Source organism: Ruegeria pomeroyi DSS-3, from assembly GCF_000011965.2.
GTDB lineage: Bacteria > Pseudomonadota > Alphaproteobacteria > Rhodobacterales > Rhodobacteraceae > Ruegeria_B > Ruegeria_B pomeroyi.
Window position 1 is genome coordinate 998320 of the sequence record NC_003911.12, and the last position, 20147, is coordinate 1018466.

Below are 20147 nucleotides of genomic sequence, written 5' to 3' on the forward strand. Positions count from 1 at the left end.
CGAACACTCGGGCCTTTGTCAGATCTGGATCGGGTTTGCCTTGGCGAGCGCGTCGAACCGCATCAGCGTGTCGATGAGACCCGGCATCTCGTCGAGATAGATCATGTTGGGCCCGTCGCAGGGCGCGTTGTCGGGATCCTGATGGGTCTCCATGAACACCGCCGCTGTTCCCACCGCAACCGCCGCGCGTGCCATGACGGGCGCAAACTCGCGCTGGCCGCCGGACGAACCGCCCCGACCGCCCGGCTGTTGCACCGAATGGGTGGCATCCATAACCACGGGATAGCCGGTCTGCGCCATGATCGGCAGCGCGCGCATGTCGGCCACCAGCGTGTTATAGCCAAAGGAGACGCCGCGCTCGGTCAGCAGGATGTTTTCGTTGCCGGTGCTGGCGATCTTGTCGACGATATTGCCCATTTCCCAAGGGGCCAGGAACTGGCCTTTCTTGACGTTGATCACCGCGCCGGTGTTTCCGGCGGCCAGCAGCATGTCGGTCTGGCGGCACAGAAAGGCCGGAATCTGCAACACATCGACCGCCTCGGCGGCGATGGCGCATTGCGCCTCGCTATGCACATCGGTCAGCACCGGCACGCCCATGGTGCGGCGGATATCGTCCAGCACCTTGAGCCCGGCGTCGATGCCCATGCCGCGCTTGCCACCCAGCGAAGTGCGGTTGGCCTTGTCATAGCTGGCCTTGAACACATATTGCGCGCCAGCGGCGTCGCAGGCCTCTTTCAGCGTGCCGGCGATCATCTGGGCGTGATCGGCGCTTTCCAGCTGGCAGGGGCCCGCGATGATGGTGAGCGGGAGGTCGTTGCCGACCGTGAGGTCGGCGATTTGGACATGTTTCATAAGCTTACGAGGATACCTGTTCTCTGAGGATCGACGCGGTGAGCGAGATCATCAGGTAGATACCAGCAAACAACAGGAATGCCAAAATCGTATTTTCGAAGCTGCGCGGATAGCTCGGTTCGTCGCTGGGCACCGGATTGACCGAAATGGTCAGATAGCGCACCTGACGGTTGGCCTCCATCCGGGTGGTTTCCATTTGCTGCAAGGCACCTTGCAGCATCATGTCCCGGCTGGCCAGGTCAGCTTGGGCCATCTGGATGCGCACGCTGAGCCGGGCCAGCGAGTTTTCGCCACTCGAGGTGTCCAGCATCCGGGCGTTGAGATCGTCCAGCACATCGTTGAGGCGGGCGATATCGGCGCGGGCGCCATCCACCTTGGCCTTGCTGGGGCGCGGGTTATCGAGCAGCGCGGCCAGTTGCAGCTCTTTTTCCTGCAACTGCACCTCGACCTGATCAATGCGGCCACGCAGGCTGGCGATCACGCTTTCGGGATCCAGCAGCGCGCCCTGCTGTTGCAGCTCGACCAGCGCTTCCTGCGCCTTGCGCCGCTCTTTCTGCGCATCCTCGAAACTCTTGCGGGCCTCGCGCATCTGGTCTTCGCGCTTCTGGCCGGACAGGTTGTTGACCCGGCTTTCGGCATAGGACAGCAGGCTGTTCGAGAAATCGGTGGCGACCTGCGGATCGGGGGCGGCGACCTCCATCCGGATCACGCCTTCGGTCGGGTCATAGCCGATGGTCACGATCCGGGAATAGACCTTATAGGCCTCCTCGTTGGTGGCATCGGGTGCGAGCCGCTGGATCGGGTCGATCTCTGCTTGCTGGAAATGCGCCTTGAAGTTCTGGTCGCGATCCAGAAGCAACATCGCCTCTTTCGACTCCAGGAAAGACTGGACCGAGATCGAATCCTGGCTGGTGGCAAATTGCGTACCGGCAAAGAAGCCGCCGACCCCGCCCAGCGAGCCGTCGGCCTGAAGGATCACGAATTCCGATTTGCTGGCATACATCGGCGTGGCGACCACGTAGAAGTAATAGCCCGCGATCAGCGTCGGCAGGAACACGAAAAAGGCCAGCCGGGTCAGCAGCTGCATCATCTTGCGCCGGCGGCGGCGCATGATGTCCTGTTGGATGCGGCCAATCTCCATCTCGCGCCGCTGGGTCGGGCTCAGCTCGGTCGAGGGCAGCATCTGGCGCGGCTGTACCGTCTGCGGCAGCTGAACCTTCGGAACCTCTTCCTCGTCGCGGCCGGCATTGGCAGGTTTTGCGCTGTCCTTGCCACGCTGCACCACCAGATCCAGCATGTTGCCACGTTCCAGCGGATCGATACCGCGGGCGCGCAACTGGCGCACCGCCTCGTAATCCGAGGTGACGGGCAGGTTGTGTTTCTGTGCCAGACGCCGGGCCATGCGCAGCTGGCGACCGGTCAGCCCCTCGCGCTTGATCGCGTCGATATCGCTTTCGGCGCCGGTTTCAGCGGCGGAGGAGACCTGTCCCTCCATCGGCTTGGGGGCGGCAGGCATCGCGTCGGGGCTGGGGCGTTGCGGACGAACGGGGGTGTTGCCGGGTTGCGGCGCTGCGTCGGCGTGGGGCGCGTCGCCCTGCGGGCGCAGCGGCGAGATATTGGCCACCGATTGGGGCCGCACAGGTGCCGCGACACCCTCTTCGGCGCCCGTGGGGGCGCCGGTCCGGCGGATGCGGAATTTCTTAGCCTTGGGTTTGGTAGTCATAGAGCTGTTTCGCTTCTTCCAAGGTGTCGAATACGTGCAGTTGGCCGTCCATCAGAACGGCCGCCTGCCGGGCGAATTGTTCCAGCGTGGCGGGCTGGTGCGAGACGATGACAATGGTGGTGGTGCGCAACCGCTCTTCGAGGATGGCGCCCGCCTTCTTGTTGAACTCGACATCGGTCGAGGCGGGCATGCCCTCGTCGATCAGATACATGTCGAAATCCAGCGCCAGCATCAAGGCAAAGGAGAACCGCGCCCGCATCCCCGAGGAATACGTGCCCAGCGGCTGGTCGAAATACTCGCCCAGACCACACAGCCAGCGGCAATAGGCTTCGATGTAATCGGGGTCCATCCCGTAGAGCCGGGCGATATAGCGCGAATTCTCCATCGCCGACAGACGGCCCACGACACCGCCCATGAACCCCAGCGGAAACGAGATATTGCAGCCACGGCGGATCACGCCTTCGTCCGGCTTTTCCAGCCCTGCCATCATGTTGATCAGGGTAGATTTTCCGGTCCCGTTCGGCGCCAGGATGCCCATCGACTTGCCCAGCTCCACCCGGAACGAGACACGGTCCAGGATCACTTTGCGTTGTGTTCCTGTCCAGAAGGACTTGCTGACGTTTTCGAACTCTAGCATCTGCTGTCTGCTACGGCCCAATGTGAGATGTTTTGCATGGCGGTCAGGCCACACCTGTTAATCCCCCGTCCGGGCGGGAGTTGTCTACCGGCCTACAGGGGGAATTTGGCTACATTATGTCCAAATGTGAAACAAAAACTCAATCGCCTCGCGGATGCGTGTGCCATCCGGTTCCCGATCACAACAGGTTGACATCATGCAGGGCTGCCCAGGCCATGGGGTCGGGTTATCCTGGGGCGGCGACAAGACCGGAGCCAAGCCGATGACCGACCCCGCCGACCGGCCCCTGATCGAGCGGATCAGAGCCTGCCGCCTGTGTGCCGACCGCTTTGCGGCCACGCATACCGCGCATGAACCGCGCCCGGTGGTCTGGTTCCGGCCCGGTGCGCGCCTGCTGATCGCGGGGCAGGCACCGGGTGCGCGGGTGCATGCCTCGGGGCGGCCCTTCACCGACCCTTCCGGCGACCGGCTGCGCGACTGGCTGGGGATCGGCGAGGAGACCTTCTATGACAGGTCGCGGGTTGCCGTGGTGCCAATGGCGTTTTGTTTCCCGGGCTACAACAGTCAGGGCGCCGATCTGCCGCCGCCGCCGGTTTGTGGAAAGACCTGGCACAATCAGGTGATGGGCGAACTGGGTGAGATGCCGCTGAGTGTTCTGGTGGGCGGGCATGCGCTCAAATATCATCTGGGCGCGCGCAGCCCGGTGACCGAGACGGTGGCCGCCTGGCGGGACCATGCGCCGCGCGTCTTTGCCTTGCCTCATCCGTCCTGGCGCAATACGGGATGGCTCAGGAAAAACCCGTGGTTCGAGGCCGAGTTGCTGCCGGTCCTGCGTGCACGGGTCAAAGAGGTGCTGAATGAGCCAGACCGGAGCGCAAACCCCGATTGACCGCGCCCATGCGGAAATGGAGACAAGCGACACCGCCCGCCTGCGCTTTTTCGAGCGGTTGGGCGATGCCGAGCTGTTCCTGCTGCTGACCGAAGAGGCGCGCGGCGAGAACCTTTCGCCTGAACTCTTCGACCTGGCAGACGGCCGATTTGTGCTGGCCTTCGACCGCGAGGAGCGGCTGGCCGCATTTGCCGGCCGTCCCGCACCCTATGCAGCTTTGTCGGGCCGGGTGCTGGCGGCGATGCTGGCGGGGCAGGGGATCGGGCTGGGGCTGAACCTGGATGTGGCGCCCTCGGCCATGCTGATCCCGGCCGAGGCGCTGGCCTGGCTGGCCGAGACACTGGGCCATGGCCCCGATCAGGTCGAGGCGCGAATCACCGAAGTCACCGCGCCGGGCGGCCTGCCCGAGGCGCTGCTTTCGGCGCTCGATGCCAAGCTGGTCACTGCCGCCGGTCTGGCGCAGGGCGCCTATCTGGCCGGTGTCGTCTATCAGGATGGCGGGCGCGGGCATCTCTTGGGCTTTGTCGAGGCGCGCGAGGGGGCCGAACCCGCGCTGGCCAAGGCCGCGTCCGAGGCGCTGACCTTTTCGGGGATCGAGGCCGGGGCGATGGATGTTGGCTTTTTCACCGCTGCCGACCCGATGGCCGCCACCCTGTCGCGGGTGGGGCTGCGCTTCGATCTGCCCGAGCCGCCCGAGCCGCCGCGCGGCCCTGCGGCGCCGGGCATGGACCCGGATGCGCCGCCCCGTCTGAAATAGGGCGGCGCCGCCCGGTCAGGCCGGGTATTGCGTGATCACGATCGGGCCGTCATTGGGCCCCAGCGCCTGGGTCAGCAGGGTGCCGTTGGCCTCGTATTGCAGGCACAGCTGCCAGATCTGGAACGTCACCTTGTCCGCCCCCGGCGGCGTGATGTTGACGCCATAGCTCGACGTGGTCTGCTGGCTGATCGCCAGGCTGTGCGCCGTGGTCGAGGTATGCGTGAACGAGGTCGAGAGTTGCGCGCTGATCCCGAACAGCGCCTTGTCGATGCCGCCGCCGCCGATGCCCACGGTCAGGCCCAGTGTCTCGGCGAAACTGTCGGTCTCGGTATCGGTGCTGGTATTGCCCGAGGTCACCGCGATCGAGCGGTTATAGGTGTTGCCGGGGTTCAGCTCTCCGGCGCCGATCTGCTGCCAGAAATAGCTGGCGCTGATCGGCACATTGGCGGTGCTTACACCGACGGCGGTGATCCACAGCCCCTGCTGGCCGCTGTCCGAAATCACGATGGTGTTCTCGCCCTGCACCATCTTGGCGGCATCCAGCACAAAGGTCTCGTCATGCCAGTTCTGGTTGGCGACGAACTGGTTGGATACCACCTGCTGCCCGTTGACCGAAACGCTGATGTAGCTCTGGCTGCCGGTGGTGTTGGGGTTCGCCACCCCGGCGCAGGTGACGGTCAGAGTGACATTGGTCGCCTCGGCCAGTTGCAGCGCGAAATTGGCGCTGCCGCCCGATTGCAGGTTCCAGAACCCGGTCGAGGGCGCGAACCCGCTGTAGAGCGGCATGCTGAACAACGCGGTACGCGAGGGGTTGGCGGTGTTGAAGGCGATGGATTGCGGCGGCACCAGCTGCGAACTGGCATTCTGGAGCAGCGCCGGCGTGGTCGGGCTCTGGGCAAAGATGCCATCGCCGCTCGGGCTGGGGGGCGGGGTCGTCACGGTCCAGCCAAAGACCGAATACGAGAAATCCGAGCCCGCATCGAGCAGCATGCAGGGAAGGTCCTGCGTCATCGCCATGTTCATATGGTATCTCCTGAAACTCTTGACCAGCGACGCATCGTTGCGCCGTGCCACAGGGATGACCGGATCGGCCCCGCCGCTCAACGCCGGGCTGCGCGCGATTTTCGCCTATTTCGAAACGAAAAGACCGGGCCGCAGCAGGGCGCGGTCCGGTCTTGTGATCTGGCACACAGCGGGCCTTCGCCCGGCTGGGTGGAGGGGGCAAAAGGCCCTGATTCTGTTTGGCATTTTCCTAAAATGCCACGCATCTTCGGGCGCCCGTTGGCTCAGCTTGGGTTCGACTCCAGCTTGTCCTGGGTGCGGGTGTCGAAATCGCTGGCGTCATGGCGCTCGCGCAGCTGGTATTTCGGCTCGCCCGAGACGCGGTTGACCATGCGGCCACGGCTGACGCCGGGGCGGGCATCCAGTTCACGCGCCCAACGCATCACATGGGTATAGCTTTCGGCATCCAGGAATTCGGCCGCGTCATAGGCCCGGCCCAGCACCAGCTGCCCGTACCAGGGCCAGATCGCCATATCGGCGATGGAGTATTCCTCGCCCGCGATAAAGGGGTGTTGCGCCAGTTGCCGGTCCAGCACGTCGAGCTGGCGCTTGACCTCCATCGCGAAACGGTTGATCGGATATTCGAACTTCTCGGGCGCATAGGCATAGAAATGGCCAAAGCCGCCGCCCAGATAGGGCGCGCTGCCCATCTGCCAGAACAGCCAGTTCATCACCTCGGTCCGGGCCGGGCCCGATGCGGGCAGGAAGGCGCCGAACTTCTCGGCCAGATGGAACAGGATCGAGGCGCTTTCGAACACCCGGACCGGCTCGGGGCCTGAGCGGTCGAGCAGGGCGGGTATCTTGGAGTTGGGGTTCACATCGACAAAGCCCGACCCGAACTGATCGCCCTCGCCGATATTGATCAGCCAGGCATCGTATTCGGCGCCTGCATGCCCTGCGGCCAGCAGCTCCTCGAACATCACCGTCACCTTGACCCCATTGGGCGTGCCCAGCGAGTAGAGTTGGAACGGATGCTTGCCGACCGGAAGCTCCTTGTCATGGGTCGCGCCCGCGATGGGGCGGTTGATATTGGCGAACTGGCCGCCGTTTTCCTTGTCCCAGGTCCAGACGCGGGGCGGGGTATAGGGTGTGTGTTCGGTCATGGCTTTCGTCTCGAATGTTTCAATTCCGGGCGGCGGCGCCCGTTCTGGCAGAGCTAGGGGCCGGAATGGCAAAGTCCAACCTGCCTGCGGGGAATGCAACTGAAACAATTCGGTGCCCGCGCTCACGATGTGCCAAACTCACCTCACAGCCGCGCGAGGTCGGCTGCGGGACGGGGCGGGGCAGGTTATCTTTCGCTCAATGCTTATCAGAGGAGTTCATCCATGAAACGTCTCGTTCTTGCCCTTGCCGCCGCCGTGATGACCGCGCTCGCCGCGCCCGTGCTGGCCGGGCCGCAATATCTGGACGGCACCGGCTTTGCGGTGTCGGGGTATGACGTCGTCGCCTATCGCGGCCTTGCCCAGGCGCCGGTTGGTCAGGCCCAGCCCGAGGCGGTCAAGGGCCGTGCCGACATCACCGCCGAATGGAACGGCTCGACCTGGGCCTTTGCCAGCGCCGACAATCGCGACAAGTTCCTTGCCAATCCGGCCTATTACGCTCCGCAATATGACGGCCATTGCGCCTATGGCGTGTCCAAGGGCGGCAAGGTTCCGGGCAATCCGAACCTGTGGCGCATCGTCGATGACAAGCTGTATCTGAACATCACCAAGAACGTGGTCGGATTCTGGGAAGAGGACATTCCCGGCAACATCAACAAGGCCCAGGGCAATTGGCCGGGGATCGAGACCAAGGCGGCCTCGACCAGTGTGATCCCCGATTTCACCTCGGCGGCGCCGGTCAAGAACTGACCTCCTCCGGATCGGATTTGACTGTCACGAGTGCGGGCCCGGGGTTTTCCCCGGGCCTTTTTTGGACGGAACTGGCAAGATCCTTGGACGACGCGACCCAAACCAACGATTCTGTGGTATGAATCGCAACGCCCGGTTGTATCGTTGAAGCAGTCATTGGCTGCATACCAGGAGGATCCTTGTCATGTTTCCGACCGACCGTCGTTCCGTCTTGCGTGTTCTTCTCTGGGGGTCCGCCGCCTTCCTGCCCTCCCATTCTGCACGGGCCTTGACCAATTCCCTCAGCGATCTTGGGGGAACCATGGTCCAAAACGCCGATGCCGTGATCTATACCGCGCGAGAGGTTGTCACGCTCGACCCCGCGCGCCCGACGGCGCAGGCGGTGGCCGTGCTGGGCGACCGCATCCATGCCGCCGGTACCCTGTCAGAGGTGACCGCAGCGCTGGATGGCCATCCTTACCGTGTCGATGACCGATATTCAGGGCATGTGATCGTTCCGGGCTTCATCGCGCAGCACGACCACCCTATTCTGGCGGCCCTCACCATGGCCTCGGTCATCCTCTCGATCGAGGATTGGGTCTTGCCGGGCGGAACGGTTCCGGCGGTTCGCGACAAGGCCGATTTCATCGCGCGCCTGACCGAGGCCGTGTCTGCGGCGCCAACTGCGGACGAACCGATCCTGACCTGGGGCTATCATCCGTCCTTTTACGGCAGGCTGACCCGGTCGGATCTGGACGCGATCAGCACTCAACAGCCGATCCTCGCCTGGGCGCGCTCCTGTCACGAGATGGTGCTCAACTCGGCCGCTCTGGCGCGCGGCGGCGTGACGGCAGACACGGTTGCCGGATTCTCAGACACCGCGCAGGAACAGTCGAACTTCGACGAGGGCAGGTTCTGGGAGCAGGGGTTTTTTGCGGTATTGCCGAACATCGGCAGCATGGTCGCCTCGCCCGAGCGGCTGCGGGCGGGATTGGAACTGTCGCGCGATTACATGCGCGCCAAGGGCATAACCATCGGCAATGAACCGGGCGGGATCCTTTCGAAACAGGTGCAGGACGGAGTGAATGCCGTGTTCGGCGCGGCCGACATGCCGTTCCGCTGGTCCTTTATGGCCGACGGCAAAAGCCTGATTGCGGCACAGCCGGACGATGCCCGGGTGATCGCTGATACCGAGGCTCTGGCGGGCTGGTACGGCGGGATGACCAGCCTTGCGCCCAAACAGATCAAGCTGTTCGCGGACGGGGCCATTTACTCGCAGCTCATGCAGGTACGGGATCCGTTTCTTGATGGGCACAAGGGCGAATGGATGATGGATCTCGACCAGTTCCAGCGCGCGTTCCGCGTCTATTGGGATGCCGGTTACCAGCTCCATGTCCATGTCAACGGTGACGCCGGGCTGGACCGGGTTCTGGACACGCTGGAAACCAACCTGCGCCGCACCCCCCGCGACGACCATCGAACAACCATCGTCCATTTCGCGGTGAGCGGCGCCGATCAGGTGCTGCGCATCCGGGATCTCGGGGCCATCGTCAGTGCCAACCCCTATTACGTCGCGGCCCTGGCGGATAATTACGGCGAGGTCGGCCTGGGACCCGATCGGGCCGACAACATGGTCCGCCTCGGCGATGTCGAGGCCGCGGGCATCTCATGGTCGCTGCATTCGGATATGCCGATGGCGCCTTGCGACCCGCTCTTCCTGATGTGGTGCGCGGTCAACCGGGTCACCTCGTCGGGCCGCGTCGCCGGTCCGGCCCAGCGCGTCAGCGCCGAAACGGCGCTGCGCGGGGTGACGATCAACGCCGCCTATTCCCTGAAGCTGGAACACGAGATCGGCAGCATCGAGCCGGGCAAACGGGCCAATCTCACCATTCTCGGGGACAACCCGCTGACAGTGGACCCCGAGAAGATACGCGACATCGCCGTCATCGGTACCGTGATGGAGGGACGTGATTTTCCGGCGCAGTCGGACCGGCGCAAGGCGTCGCTGGATATGCCGCGCAACCCGGAGGCGTCTCAAGAGTTCGCCGTGGCGGCCCTGGACCACGCTATGCGGGTGGCGCACGGCCACGAAGGCAACTGAAACGAAAACACCCGCACCGATGGTGCGGGTGTTCGTCGTGAACAAAACGTCTCAGCGGCGACGGTCGCGGCGCGAGCTCATCGGCTGGAAGGCCACACCCACATGCGCCTCGCAATAGGGTTTGCCCTGTTGCACGGGCAGGCCGCAGAACCAGAAATCCTCGGTCGCGGGGTCGCCCACCGGCCATTTGCAGGTCCGCTCGGTCAGTTCCATCAGGCTTAGCTTCTTCGCCTTCTTCTCGACCTCGTTGACCTTGGCCAGCGCCTCGGGGCTGATCTCGTTGGCCGAGGGCTGCGGCGGCAGTGGCTGGCCGGCCGGGATGATCTGCTTGCGCGCTGGAATCGGCTTGATCTCGGCCGGCTGCGGCGCGGGGGCCGGATCAGGCGCGGCGCGCAACGGTTCGGGGCGCGGAGCGGGTTTGGGCTTGGCCTCGGCCCGGGGGGTTGCGGCGGCGGGCTTTTCCTTGGTCTCGGCCTTGGTCGAGGCCGGCGCGGCGCCCGAGCTGCGGTTGGACAGGCCCAGACGGTGCACCTTGCCGATGACCGCGTTGCGGGTGACGCCGCCCAGTTCCTTGGCGATCTGGCTGGCCGACTGGCCCTCGCCCCACATTTTCTTGAGCAGTTCGACGCGCTCGTCGGTCCAGGACATGGTTTGCCTCTCAAAAGCGGGAAAGCGGCCCCAGAGCTGCGGGCCGCCTTCGGAAATTGTCTCAGCGCCCTATTCTAGTCACTGCGGGCCGGGTTACAAGGCATTTCGAATCGGAAAGACCAGCGTGGCGACAAGCGGGAGAGAGGACGATGGAACTGGGGATGCGGCGGTTCGGACGGGTGAACTGGCTGGGGCTCTATACGCTCGCCGCGCGCGAGGTGATGCGCTTTCTGGTGGTGTGGACCCAGACCCTGCTGGCCCCGCTGGTGACGGCGGGCCTGTTCATGATGATCTTTTCGCTCGCGGTCGGGTCCGGGCGGGGCGCGGTGATGGGGGTGCCGTTCCTGACCTTCCTGGCGCCGGGGATCCTGATGATGACGGTGATCCAGAATGCCTTTGCCAATACCTCCTCCTCGGTGGTGATTTCCAAGGTGCAGGGCAATATCGTCGATACGCTGATGCCGCCGCTTTCGGCGTTGGAGCTGCTGTTGGGCTATCTGGCGGGCGCGGTTGTGCGCGGGTTGCTGGTGGCGGTGGCAATCGCCGCGGCGCTGGTACTGGTGCTGGGCATCGTGCCGGCGCATCCGCTGCTGGCGCTGGGCTTTGTGGTGCTGGGCGCCGGGTTCATGGGGGCGCTGGGGCTGGTCGCGGGGATTTACGCCAACAAGTTCGACCAGATGGCGGCGATCACCAATTTCATCGTCACGCCGCTGGCGTTTCTGTCGGGCACTTTCTATTCGGTCGAGGCGCTGCCGCCGCTGCTGGAGCGGTTGACCCATGCCAATCCGGTCTTCTATCTGATCGACGGTCTGCGTTTTGCGGTGATCGGCGTTTCGGACAGCCCGCCGGCGCTGGGTTTGACGGTCTGCCTGGGGGCCACGGGCGCCGTGTGCCTGCTGGCCTGGGTGCTGCTCAAGCGCGGCTATCGGCTCAAGGCGTGAGGCCGCCGGAATTCTGCAAGAATTCCGGGCCGTTTTCCGGGCCGGAAAACGGCGCCCGCCTCAGGCGTCGGCGAGCGAACCGGGCTCGAGGCGGATGCGGGGGCGTCCAAGGCGCGGATGCATCCGTGCCGCGATGGTAAAGGCGCCGAACAGCCCCGCCCCCCCGGCGACGAAAATCCCCGCAACCGGCGCGGCCAGCAGCACCAGCCAGGCCACGCCCGGCGTCAGGATCCCCGAAACGTCGCGATAGCTGGAATAGATCGCCGACATCTCGGTGCGCTCGGAGGGTTTGACCGCCATCAGGAACGGAAGCCCCGCGCAGATATCGAGCACGATCAGCCAGAACGACCCAAGCATCAGCAGGCCCGCGGCAAGCGGCGGCCAGCCCGACAGCAGCCCGGCAGTGGCAAAACACAGACCGGCCCCGGCAAAGCCGGTGCGGACCGCGCTTTTCAGCGAACGCGCCTGCACCCAGCGCAGGATCAGCGGCGCAGCAAACAGCATGCCGTTGGTGATCGACAGCATGATGCCTCCCAGTTGGTCGCCCAGGCCCGACTCGATGGCGAAGATGGGCAGATAGACCACATAGACCCACCAGCCGCAGGACCGGATCATCGCAAAGAGATACCCCGCTACCAACCGGGGCTGGGCAAAGAAACGGGGCAGGAAGGCGAGCGGATTGCGCGCCGGGCGGCGGGCACGGGTGATCATCTTGCCATTGCCCAGCCTGAGCGCCCAGAACAGCGCCAGCATTGCCAGCGCAGCAACGCCGCTGATCACGAAAGGGGCGGGCGGCCAGATCTCCATCAGCAGGACCCCCGCCATCGGTCCGACGGTCCAGCCAAGCGCGCTGTAGAACATGCGGCTGGTCTCGCACCGGCCCAACTCCACCCGCTCGATATAGTCGAGCACATAGGCGTTGAAGCAGATGAAGCAGACAACGGCGGCAACGGTGTTGCAGGCCAGTGCTGCGATCGTGGTCAGCGGCGTGCCTTGCACCGCCAGCCCGGCCCCGGCGACGAACAGCAGCGCGCCCGCCGAATAGGCCCAGCGCCGCGGCAGATAGCGGATCAGGCCGGGCACCATCAGCCCGGCACCCAGTGACAGGAAGCCGATCAGGAAATAAGCCATCGAGACCCGCTCGGCATCGCCAAGCGCGCGGTACATGATCAGCGGAAAGACCGAAATCAGGATGCCGCGTACCACCGCCTCGAGCCCGGCCAGCAGCCCGAAATCCCGCACCGAGGGGGCGGGGGAATGGCGGACCCATTCGGGAATTCGGCGTTCATGCATGATACTTGCTTCCGGGTTTTGCTCAGCCGCAGGATCGGCGCGAATGATGCCCGGGTCTTGGCGGTTTGCGACCTATCCGTCGCGTCAAGGCCAGTCGGGCGGATTATGTCCCAGGGGTGTTCTGGGTTTGGGGGCGCTGCCCGCGGCGCCCGGTGGGTGCCTCTCCTGGAGTATTTCGGGCGAAATGAAGCGGCTGGTCAGGGCCTGCGGACCCGCCCCTCGCGCCAGGCCAGTGTCAGGGCGCCCGTCAGGATGATGGCGGCGCCCCCCAAGCTGATCGCATCGGGCCAGACCTGGAAGACGGCCAGATCATAGAGGGCGGCAAAGACCAGAGTCCCGTAACTGAAAGGCGCGACAAAGGAGGCATCGGCCCGGGCCATGCCGTTGACGAAACAGATCTGCGCGCAGGCCATCAACAAGCCGATCCCGGCCAGTGCCGCCCATTGCGCGGGCAGCGGTGCCTGCCAGACCGGCCAGACCGCGAGACTGGCGATCGCCAGCCCCATGGCATTGTTGACCAGCAGGATCTGGATCGGACGTTCGCGGCCCGCAAGCTTCTTGATGAAGATGAGCTCCATCCCCATCACCGCCGCTGCCGCCAGTGCCAGCAGGGCGGCGGGTTGGAAACTGCCGGGTGTCGGGCGCAGAAGGATGAGGGCGCCCACCAGCGCGATGACCGCCGCGCCCCAGCGCCATGGCCCGACGCGTTCGCCCAGAAGCGGGATCGCCAGCAGCATGCCAAAGACCGGGTTCAGAAAGGCGATCGCGGTGGCGTCGGCCATCGGGATATAGGCAACGGCGGCAAACATCAGCGTCACCCCCGCCCAGCCAAAGCTGGTGCGGCCCAGATGCAGGCCCCAATGGGGCCGGCTCAGCCGGGGCCGCGTCGCGGCCACGATCGACAGGATCACGGCAAGGGCAAAGAGAAAGCGTCCATGGCTGATTTGCAGGGCCGGCAGGGCAGGGCCCAACGCGCCGGTTCCCAACGCCTTGGCCAGCAGGGTCGTTCCCGCAATGAACGCCGTCGCCGCAAAGATCAGCGCAGCGGCAAGGGCGGGATTCTGCGGCTTGGGTTCGAACATGGTGTATCGGTGCTGCATCTGCCGGGAGATGGCAAGGCAGGAAGAGTTCGCCACCGGCCGAATTCGAGCATGCGCTGCTGCCTTGATCGCGCCGTTCCTTCTTGCGCCGATCGTGACGCTTGCACGGCTCACCGCTGGGCACGGTCCGCAGTTGGCGCCCGCCGCTAGCGCAGGCGGGGCGTTGCCGCCAAAGCCGCGCGCGCCTGACGCAGGCTGTCCAGGAACCGTTCGGCCCGGGTGATGCGCGCCTCGACCTCGACGATGCGCGCGTCCAGAAAGGCCTCGCCATCGAACCCGTCGGGATCGGCGGCCTGCAACTGGCCCATCAGCATGGCCAGATCGGCAATGCTCATGCCCGCCGCTTGCGCGTCGGCGATCTGGTCCAGGGTGATCAGCGCCTCTTCGGGATAGTCGCGATAGCTGTTGGTCGCCTCGGCGCCCGGTTCGGATTGGATCAGCCCCTGTCTTTCGTAAAACCGCAGCGTGTCGCGGCTCAGCCCGCTGCGCCGTGCAAGTTCTCCGATCCGCATGGCCGGCCTTTCAAAACCATTGACTCTACTCCATGGTTTTGATCCTATGACAGGACCGACACCGAATTCAAGGGGCAAGGATCATGGGACAGACCTGTCAAAGCTGCGGCATGCCGCTCAGCAAGGACCCGGCCGGTGGCGGCAGCGAGGCGGACGGCGCGCGCAGCACCAAATGGTGTTCGCTCTGCTATGAAAACGGCGCCTTCCGGCACCCCGATGCGACCTATGAGGAGTTCCAGGCCCATTGTGTCGAGGCGCTGGTGGGGCAGGGCATGCCGCGTATCCTGGCCTGGGCCTTTACCCGCGGGATGAAGCGGTTGGATCGCTGGCGCGCGGCCTGACTTCCGCTTTGTTTCTTTTCCCCCTTCAAAAGGGGTTTTCTTTGCGCGAATCCTCCGTTATGGAACGCGCCATGATCAAACACGCCCATATCCCGTCCCTTCGACGCCGACGTGCAGCCGCCTGAGCGGCCGTTTGATCCTGTGTGCCAGATTTCCCTGCACGCACCCTGCTTCCAGACATTGACCTGACCGCCCCGCTATGCCCTGCATCGGGGACAACCCTCAGACAAGGATGATCCCATGATTCCGTCCGTCCTGCCGACCTATACCCGCGCGCCGCTTCACTTCGTGAAGGGCGAAGGCGCCTGGCTGACCGAGGCGGATGGCCGACGCTTCCTCGACCTTGGTGCCGGCATCGCGGTGAACGCGCTGGGCCATGCCCATCCGGCCCTGGTCAAGGCGCTGACCGATCAGGCGCAGAACCTGTGGCACGTGTCCAACCTCTACCACATTCCGCAACAGCAGGCGCTGGCCGACAAGCTGGTGGAGCATACCTTTGCCGATACGGTGTTCTTCACCAATTCCGGCACCGAGGCCTGTGAACTGGCGGTGAAGATGGCGCGCAAGTATTTTTACGACAAGGGACAGCCCGAGCGGGTCGAGATCATCACTTTTGATGGCTCCTTCCATGGCCGCTCCTCGGCCGGGATCGCCGCTGCGGGTTCCGAGAAGATGGTCAAGGGCTTCGGCCCGCTGCTGCCGGGTTTCGTGCATCTGACCTTTGGCGACCTCGACGGGGTGACCAATGCGATCACTGACAAGACCGCCGCGATCCTGATCGAGCCGGTGCAGGGCGAGGGTGGCATCCGCCCGGTTCCCGATGCAGACCTGAAGGCGCTGCGCCAGATCTGCGACGATCATGGCCTCCTGCTGATCCTGGACGAGGTGCAATGCGGCGTGGGCCGGACCGGACGGTTGTTTGCCCATGAATGGGCAGGGATCACGCCCGATATCATGATGGTGGCCAAGGGCATCGGCGGCGGCTTCCCGCTGGGCGCGGTGCTGGCCACCGAAGAGGCGGCAAGCGGCATGACGGTGGGCACCCATGGCTCCACCTATGGCGGCAACCCGCTGGGCTGTGCCGTGGGCTGCGCGGTGATGGATCACGTGGCTGACCCGGATTTTCTGGCCGAGGTCAACCGCAAGGCGGCGCTGCTGCGCCAGCGGCTCGAAGGGCTGATTGCCACCCACCCGAATGTGTTCGAAGAGGTGCGCGGATCGGGCCTGATGCTGGGGCTGAAATGCAAGGCGTCCAATCTCGATGTGGTCAAGGCCGGCTTTGACAATCTCGTCATCACCGTACCCGCCGCCGACAACGTGGTCCGCCTGCTGCCGCCGCTCACCCTCACCGAGGAGGACATCGCCGAGGCCTTCACCCGTCTGGATGCCGCGGCGACCCAGGTCGACGCCGCCTGATCTTCATTTCGCTAAAAATACTCCGGGGAGTCGCCGTCAGGCGACGGGGGCGGCGCCCCCATCCCCGACCACAAGAAAGCCTAAAGACATGAATCACTTTCTCGATATCCACAAGACCGACGCCGCCGACCTGCGGGCCATGATCGACCAGGCGGGCGCCATGAAACAGGCCCGCCTGGGCCGGCCCAAGGCCGCGCCCGATGACGAACAGCCCCTCAAGGACCGGATGGTGGCGCTGATCTTCGAGAAACCCTCGACCCGGACCCGCGTCTCCTTTGACGTGGGCGTGCGCCAGATGGGCGGGCAGACCATGGTGCTCTCGGGCAATGACATGCAGCTTGGCCATGGCGAGACCATCGCCGACACCGCCCGCGTGCTGTCGCGTTATGTCGACATGATCATGATCCGGACCTTTGATGAATCGGTGCTGGCCGAGATGGCCGAATATGCCGATGTGCCGGTGATTAACGGGCTGACCGACCGCAGCCACCCCTGCCAGATCATGGCCGATGTGCTGACCTATGAAGAGCATCGCGGCCCGATCGCGGGCAAGAAAGTGGTCTGGACCGGCGACGGCAACAATGTCTGCTCGTCCTTCCTGCATGCCGCCGGTCAGTTCGGCTTTGACCTCACCTTTAGCGGCCCGGCCCAGTTCGACCCGGAAGAGGAATACATGGGCTTTGCCCGCCAGAAGGGCTCGAAGATCGTGATCGAGCGCGACGCGGTCAAGGCGGTCGAGGGCGCCGATCTGGTGGTGGCCGATACCTGGGTGTCGATGCATGACGCGCAATCGGCCAAGGAACGGCGCCACAACCTGCTGCGCCCCTATCAGGTCAATGCCGAGCTGATGCGCCATGCCAAGCCCGACGCGCTGTTCATGCACTGCCTGCCCGCCCACCGCGAGGAGGAGGCCACCTCCGAGGTGATGGACGGCCCGCATTCGGTCATCTTCGACGAGGCGGAAAACCGGCTACATGCGCAAAAGGCGATCATGCGCTGGTGCCTGGGCGCCTGATCGGCCTCCCGGCCTCTCACTGAACGGATACACCACCGGAAAGACAGACCGGACCCCGCCCTGGCGGGCCGGTCCCGGCATGCCCGCTTTCCGCCTTGGACACAGGGAAACCCGACCATGACATACAAGGTCTTCATCGACGGCGAGGCCGGCACGACCGGCCTGCAAATCCGCGCCCGGCTGGAGGGGCGCGACGATATCCGGCTGATCACGCTGGGCGACGCCGACCGCAAGGACACCCGCGCCCGGCTCGCCGCCTTTGATGCGGCCGATGTCGGCATCCTCTGCCTGCCCGATGCGGCGGCGGTCGAGATCGTGGCACAGCTGGCTGGCACCGGCACCCGGCTGATCGACGCCAGCACCGCGCATCGGGTCGATCCCGGCTGGGTGTTCGGCTTTGCCGAGCTGGACAACGACCTGCGCGCCCGGATCGCCGGTGGACAGTTCGTCTCGAACCCGGGCTGCTATTCCACCGGCGCCATCGCGCTGCTCCATCCGCTGGTCAAACGCGGGTTGATCGCCGCCGATCAGGCGCTCGCCATCAATGCCATCAGCGGCTATTCTGGTGGCGGCAAGGCGATGATCGCCGAGTTTGAAAGCGGCAAGACCGATGGCCCCTTTGTCTATGCCACCGAGCAGCGGCACAAGCACCTGCCCGAGATCGTCGCGCATGCGGGCCTGACCCGGCAGCCGGTGTTCGTGCCCTCGGTCGGCCCCTATGAGCAGGGCATGATCGTACAGGTGCCGCTGCCCTTTGTCGAACCGGGGCAGGGCGCTGCGATCGAGGCGGCGCTGGCCGATCACTATGCCACCAGCCGCTTTGTCTCGGTGGTTTCGCCTGACCATTATGGCGCGCGCATCGACCCGCGCCGCCTGAACGGGACCAACCAGCTGGAGCTGTCGGTGCATGGCAATCTCGACACCGGTGGCGCGGTGCTGCTCGCGCTGCTTGACAATCTGGGCAAGGGCGCCTCGGGCGCGGCGGTGCAGAACCTCAACATCATGCTGGGTCTGGACGAGGGGCTGGGGCTGTGAGCGCGGTCGACCTGCTGCTGACAAGGCTCGAGGGCGAATATGCCATCACCCGCCGCCCCTCCGCTGCGCCATTGCCCGGCTGGCAGGAAGGCCCCGGACTGATCAGCGTCACCCGGGCGCCTGACGAGACCTCGATCCTGTGCCTGTCGGAACGGGTGCCCGAGGGCGAGACCACGGCACGCGGTTGGCAGGCGCTCCGGGTTGAGACACTGGCCGCGCTCGACCAGCCCGGCGTGGTGCTGGCGGCGGTAGAACCGGTGTCGCGCTCCGGTCTGGGGGTCTTCGTCACCTCGACCCATGATCGCGACTACCTGCTGGTGCGCGCCGGGCAGGCAGCCCGGGCCGAGGCCGCCTGGATCGCCGCCGGGCACAACGTTTGCGAGGGCGGCGTCACCCTGCGCCGCGCCGGGCCGCAGGATGCCGAGGCGCTGGCCACGCTGCATTTTCAGGTCTGGCAGGAAACCTATGCCCGCATCGCCCCGCCCGAAGTGCGGCTGGCGCTGAACAAGGTCCGCCGCACCGCCTATTGGCGCGACCGGCTGGCCAGCGGCGATGACACCGTGATCGCCCTGCGTGACGGCGTGGCGGTCGGGCTTGCCGCCCTGTCGCCCAGCGGGGTTGAGGAGTTCGACGGCTGCACCGAGCTTGACCATCTCTATATCGCCGCATCGGCCCGGCGCTCTGGGCTGGGCGCGCGCCTGCTGGGGCTGGCCCGGGCACAGGCGGCCCTGGCGGGTGCGCCGCGCCTGATTCTGGCGGTGGTGCGCGACAATGCCCCGGCGCGCGCCTTCTACCAGGCGCAGGGCGGGGCGGTGCTGGCCGAACGGCAGGACAAGGGCCCGCTCTGGCGCTCGGACAATCTGATCTTCGGCTGGGCCACCGCCTGACCCGTTGCGCCGATGCCGCCGCAGGCGCATGATACTGTGGCAAGGGGGGATGGGACCATGCGGATCGTGATCGCCGGGGCGGGCAGTATCGGCTGTTTTTGCGGTGGCTTGCTGGCGCTCGGCGGGCACGATGTCACCCTGCTGGGTCGCGCACCCCTGCTGGCGCGGATTGGCGCTCATGGCTTGCGTCTGAGTGATTATGGCGGGCTCGACCTGCACCTGGGCGCCGACCGGCTGACGCTGGCCACCGATCCGGCCTGCCTTGCGCAGGCGGAGCTGGTGATTGTCACGGTCAAGACACCCGCCACCGCCGAAATGGCCAGCGCAATCGCGACCCATGCCCCGGCATCCGCCCCGGTCCTGTCCTGGCAGAACGGTTTGGAAAACACCCGCCAGCTGCGCGCCCGCCTGCCCGGGCGCGACATCCGCGCCGGCATGGTGCCCTTCAACGTGGTGCCGTTGGGCGAGGCGACATGGCACCGGGCCTCCTCTGGCGATATCGTGATCGCGGCCGGCCCTGGTGGGCTTGGCGCGGCGCTGACGGTGCCCGGCCTGCCGGTCGCCGAGAGCCTGCGGATCGAGGCGGTGCAGTGGGGCAAGCTGGTGATCAACCTCAACAACGCGCTTAACGCGCTGTCGGGGCTGACCCTGGTCCAACAGCTCGCCGACCGCAGCTGGCGCCGCCTGATGGCCGCGCAGATGGCCGAGGCGCTGGCCGTGCTGCGTGCCGCCGAAATCCCGGTTGCCGCGACCACCCCGCTGCCGGCCTGGACCACGCCGCATATCCTGCGCCTGCCCAACACTCTCTTCACCCGCATCGCCGCGCGCATGCTGACGGTGGATCCCAGCGCGCGCAGTTCGATGGCCTATGACCTTGAAGCCGGTCGCATGACCGAGATCGCCAGCCTCCAGGGCGAGATCATCCGGCTGGGCCGCGCCCATGACGTCGCCACCCCGATCTGTTCGCGTGTCGCCGCGCTGATCGACGCGGCAACCCATGACGGGGCAGGCCCGCCCCGGCTCACCGTCGCCCAGATCGCACCGCCCGGCTGACACGGCTGTCTCTTCTTCTGTTTGCAAATACCTCGGAGCGCGAGGCAGAGCCTCGC

Annotated in this window: 20 protein-coding genes; 11 read left to right on the top strand and 9 right to left on the bottom strand. The window is 65.5% G+C overall.

Translation table 11 applies throughout. From position 1 onward, the window contains the following. Positions 1-18: 18 nt before the first annotated feature. The 3 genes from kdsA to SPO_RS04765 are packed head-to-tail and all read right to left on the bottom strand — an operon-like array spanning position 19 to position 3212. Positions 19-852, bottom strand: coding sequence for a 3-deoxy-8-phosphooctulonate synthase (gene kdsA, locus SPO_RS04755; RefSeq protein WP_011046696.1), 834 nt, complete (start codon positions 850-852; stop codon positions 19-21). 4 nt (positions 853-856) lie between these two features. Continuing rightward, positions 857-2575 (bottom strand): capsule biosynthesis protein, encoded by a 1719-nt coding sequence (locus SPO_RS04760; protein WP_044027942.1) that lies wholly within the window; start codon positions 2573-2575, stop codon positions 857-859. Beyond that, positions 2553-3212, bottom strand: coding sequence for an ABC transporter ATP-binding protein (locus SPO_RS04765; protein ID WP_044027943.1), 660 nt, complete (start codon positions 3210-3212; stop codon positions 2553-2555). The genes SPO_RS04760 and SPO_RS04765 overlap by 23 nt, the downstream gene beginning before the upstream one ends. 262 nt (positions 3213-3474) lie before the next feature. Here SPO_RS04765 and SPO_RS04770 point away from each other — a divergent pair, with 262 nt between their 5' ends. Both SPO_RS04770 and SPO_RS04775 read left to right on the top strand, forming a co-directional pair. Next, the gene (locus SPO_RS04770; protein WP_011046699.1) at positions 3475-4101 is read left to right on the top strand and encodes a uracil-DNA glycosylase family protein; all 627 of its coding nucleotides are present in this window, start codon (positions 3475-3477) and stop codon (positions 4099-4101) included. After that, positions 4070-4858, top strand: a complete 789-nt coding sequence (locus SPO_RS04775; protein WP_011046700.1) for an SseB family protein — start codon at positions 4070-4072, stop codon at positions 4856-4858. The genes SPO_RS04770 and SPO_RS04775 overlap by 32 nt, the downstream gene beginning before the upstream one ends. A gap of 15 nt (positions 4859-4873) precedes the next feature. On the opposite strand, the gene SPO_RS04780 is transcribed toward SPO_RS04775, so the two are convergent. Next, positions 4874-5881, bottom strand: a complete 1008-nt coding sequence (locus SPO_RS04780) for a hypothetical protein (protein WP_044027944.1) — start codon at positions 5879-5881, stop codon at positions 4874-4876. A 263-nt stretch (positions 5882-6144) separates the two neighbouring features. After that, positions 6145-7023, bottom strand: coding sequence for a glutathione-dependent disulfide-bond oxidoreductase (yghU, locus tag SPO_RS04785; RefSeq protein WP_011046702.1), 879 nt, complete (start codon positions 7021-7023; stop codon positions 6145-6147). 222 nt (positions 7024-7245) lie between these two features. On the opposite strand from yghU, the gene SPO_RS04790 reads away from it, so the two are divergent. Both SPO_RS04790 and SPO_RS04795 read left to right on the top strand, forming a co-directional pair. Continuing rightward, complete coding sequence (locus tag SPO_RS04790) at positions 7246-7770, top strand: YHS domain-containing (seleno)protein (protein ID WP_011046703.1); 525 nt, start codon at positions 7246-7248, stop codon at positions 7768-7770. A gap of 301 nt (positions 7771-8071) precedes the next feature. Continuing rightward, positions 8072-9850, top strand: a complete 1779-nt coding sequence (locus tag SPO_RS04795; protein WP_230981771.1) for an amidohydrolase — start codon at positions 8072-8074, stop codon at positions 9848-9850. A 51-nt stretch (positions 9851-9901) separates the two neighbouring features. On the opposite strand, the gene SPO_RS04800 is transcribed toward SPO_RS04795, so the two are convergent. Next, positions 9902-10498 carry a GcrA family cell cycle regulator gene (locus SPO_RS04800; protein ID WP_011046705.1) on the bottom strand — a complete coding sequence of 199 codons (597 nt, stop codon included), beginning with the start codon at positions 10496-10498 and terminating at the stop codon, positions 9902-9904. A 149-nt stretch (positions 10499-10647) separates the two neighbouring features. Here SPO_RS04800 and SPO_RS04805 point away from each other — a divergent pair, with 149 nt between their 5' ends. Then, positions 10648-11439, top strand: a complete 792-nt coding sequence (locus SPO_RS04805) for an ABC transporter permease (protein ID WP_011046706.1) — start codon at positions 10648-10650, stop codon at positions 11437-11439. A 60-nt stretch (positions 11440-11499) separates the two neighbouring features. Here the strand turns inward: SPO_RS04805 and SPO_RS04810 are convergent, their stop codons facing one another. The 3 genes from SPO_RS04810 to SPO_RS04820 form a co-directional block, all read right to left on the bottom strand. Continuing rightward, positions 11500-12732, bottom strand: coding sequence for an MFS transporter (locus SPO_RS04810; RefSeq protein ID WP_011046707.1), 1233 nt, complete (start codon positions 12730-12732; stop codon positions 11500-11502). A gap of 197 nt (positions 12733-12929) precedes the next feature. Then, positions 12930-13814: a DMT family transporter gene (locus SPO_RS04815; RefSeq protein ID WP_044027945.1), complete on the bottom strand. Its 885-nt coding sequence runs from the start codon at positions 13812-13814 to the stop codon at positions 12930-12932. Between the two features lie 164 nt (positions 13815-13978). Then, the gene (locus SPO_RS04820; protein ID WP_011046709.1) at positions 13979-14344 is read right to left on the bottom strand and encodes a MerR family transcriptional regulator; all 366 of its coding nucleotides are present in this window, start codon (positions 14342-14344) and stop codon (positions 13979-13981) included. A gap of 83 nt (positions 14345-14427) precedes the next feature. Here SPO_RS04820 and SPO_RS04825 point away from each other — a divergent pair, with 83 nt between their 5' ends. The 6 genes from SPO_RS04825 (at position 14428) to SPO_RS04855 (ending at position 20091) form a co-directional block, all read left to right on the top strand. Next, entirely contained in the window at positions 14428-14685 is a 258-nt protein-coding gene (locus tag SPO_RS04825) for a zinc ribbon domain-containing protein (RefSeq protein ID WP_011046710.1), read from the top strand. A gap of 240 nt (positions 14686-14925) precedes the next feature. Then, positions 14926-16101 carry an aspartate aminotransferase family protein gene (locus SPO_RS04830; RefSeq protein WP_011046711.1) on the top strand — a complete coding sequence of 392 codons (1176 nt, stop codon included), beginning with the start codon at positions 14926-14928 and terminating at the stop codon, positions 16099-16101. An 88-nt stretch (positions 16102-16189) separates the two neighbouring features. Continuing rightward, the gene (argF, locus tag SPO_RS04835; RefSeq protein ID WP_011046712.1) at positions 16190-17116 is read left to right on the top strand and encodes an ornithine carbamoyltransferase; all 927 of its coding nucleotides are present in this window, start codon (positions 16190-16192) and stop codon (positions 17114-17116) included. A gap of 117 nt (positions 17117-17233) precedes the next feature. Then, on the top strand, positions 17234-18151 hold the full coding sequence (gene argC / locus SPO_RS04840; protein WP_011046713.1) for an N-acetyl-gamma-glutamyl-phosphate reductase: 918 nt from the start codon (positions 17234-17236) through the stop codon (positions 18149-18151). Beyond that, complete coding sequence (locus tag SPO_RS23060) at positions 18148-19038, top strand: GNAT family N-acetyltransferase (RefSeq protein WP_011046714.1); 891 nt, start codon at positions 18148-18150, stop codon at positions 19036-19038. Before argC ends, SPO_RS23060 begins: the two co-directional genes overlap by 4 nt. Positions 19039-19095: 57 nt before the next feature. Further along, on the top strand, positions 19096-20091 hold the full coding sequence (locus SPO_RS04855) for a 2-dehydropantoate 2-reductase (protein WP_011046715.1): 996 nt from the start codon (positions 19096-19098) through the stop codon (positions 20089-20091). Positions 20092-20147: the final 56 nt, after the last annotated feature.

Coding starts and splice junctions, on each gene's coding strand:
- SPO_RS04830 (WP_011046711.1), top strand. CDS start 14,926: ATGATTCCGTCCGTCCTGCCGACCTATACCCGCGCGCCGCTTCACTTC.
- argF (WP_011046712.1), top strand. CDS start 16,190: ATGAATCACTTTCTCGATATCCACAAGACCGACGCCGCCGACCTGCGG.
- SPO_RS04815 (WP_044027945.1), bottom strand. CDS start 13,814: ATGTTCGAACCCAAGCCGCAGAATCCCGCCCTTGCCGCTGCGCTGATC.
- SPO_RS04780 (WP_044027944.1), bottom strand. CDS start 5,881: ATGAACATGGCGATGACGCAGGACCTTCCCTGCATGCTGCTCGATGCG.
- yghU (WP_011046702.1), bottom strand. CDS start 7,023: ATGACCGAACACACACCCTATACCCCGCCCCGCGTCTGGACCTGGGAC.
- SPO_RS04765 (WP_044027943.1), bottom strand. CDS start 3,212: ATGCTAGAGTTCGAAAACGTCAGCAAGTCCTTCTGGACAGGAACACAA.
- argC (WP_011046713.1), top strand. CDS start 17,234: ATGACATACAAGGTCTTCATCGACGGCGAGGCCGGCACGACCGGCCTG.
- SPO_RS04760 (WP_044027942.1), bottom strand. CDS start 2,575: ATGACTACCAAACCCAAGGCTAAGAAATTCCGCATCCGCCGGACCGGC.
- SPO_RS04795 (WP_230981771.1), top strand. CDS start 8,072: ATGGTCCAAAACGCCGATGCCGTGATCTATACCGCGCGAGAGGTTGTC.
- SPO_RS04770 (WP_011046699.1), top strand. CDS start 3,475: ATGACCGACCCCGCCGACCGGCCCCTGATCGAGCGGATCAGAGCCTGC.
- SPO_RS04810 (WP_011046707.1), bottom strand. CDS start 12,732: ATGCATGAACGCCGAATTCCCGAATGGGTCCGCCATTCCCCCGCCCCC.
- SPO_RS04820 (WP_011046709.1), bottom strand. CDS start 14,344: ATGCGGATCGGAGAACTTGCACGGCGCAGCGGGCTGAGCCGCGACACG.
- SPO_RS04855 (WP_011046715.1), top strand. CDS start 19,096: ATGCGGATCGTGATCGCCGGGGCGGGCAGTATCGGCTGTTTTTGCGGT.
- SPO_RS04825 (WP_011046710.1), top strand. CDS start 14,428: ATGGGACAGACCTGTCAAAGCTGCGGCATGCCGCTCAGCAAGGACCCG.
- SPO_RS04790 (WP_011046703.1), top strand. CDS start 7,246: ATGAAACGTCTCGTTCTTGCCCTTGCCGCCGCCGTGATGACCGCGCTC.
- SPO_RS04805 (WP_011046706.1), top strand. CDS start 10,648: ATGGAACTGGGGATGCGGCGGTTCGGACGGGTGAACTGGCTGGGGCTC.
- kdsA (WP_011046696.1), bottom strand. CDS start 852: ATGAAACATGTCCAAATCGCCGACCTCACGGTCGGCAACGACCTCCCG.
- SPO_RS04775 (WP_011046700.1), top strand. CDS start 4,070: ATGAGCCAGACCGGAGCGCAAACCCCGATTGACCGCGCCCATGCGGAA.
- SPO_RS04800 (WP_011046705.1), bottom strand. CDS start 10,498: ATGTCCTGGACCGACGAGCGCGTCGAACTGCTCAAGAAAATGTGGGGC.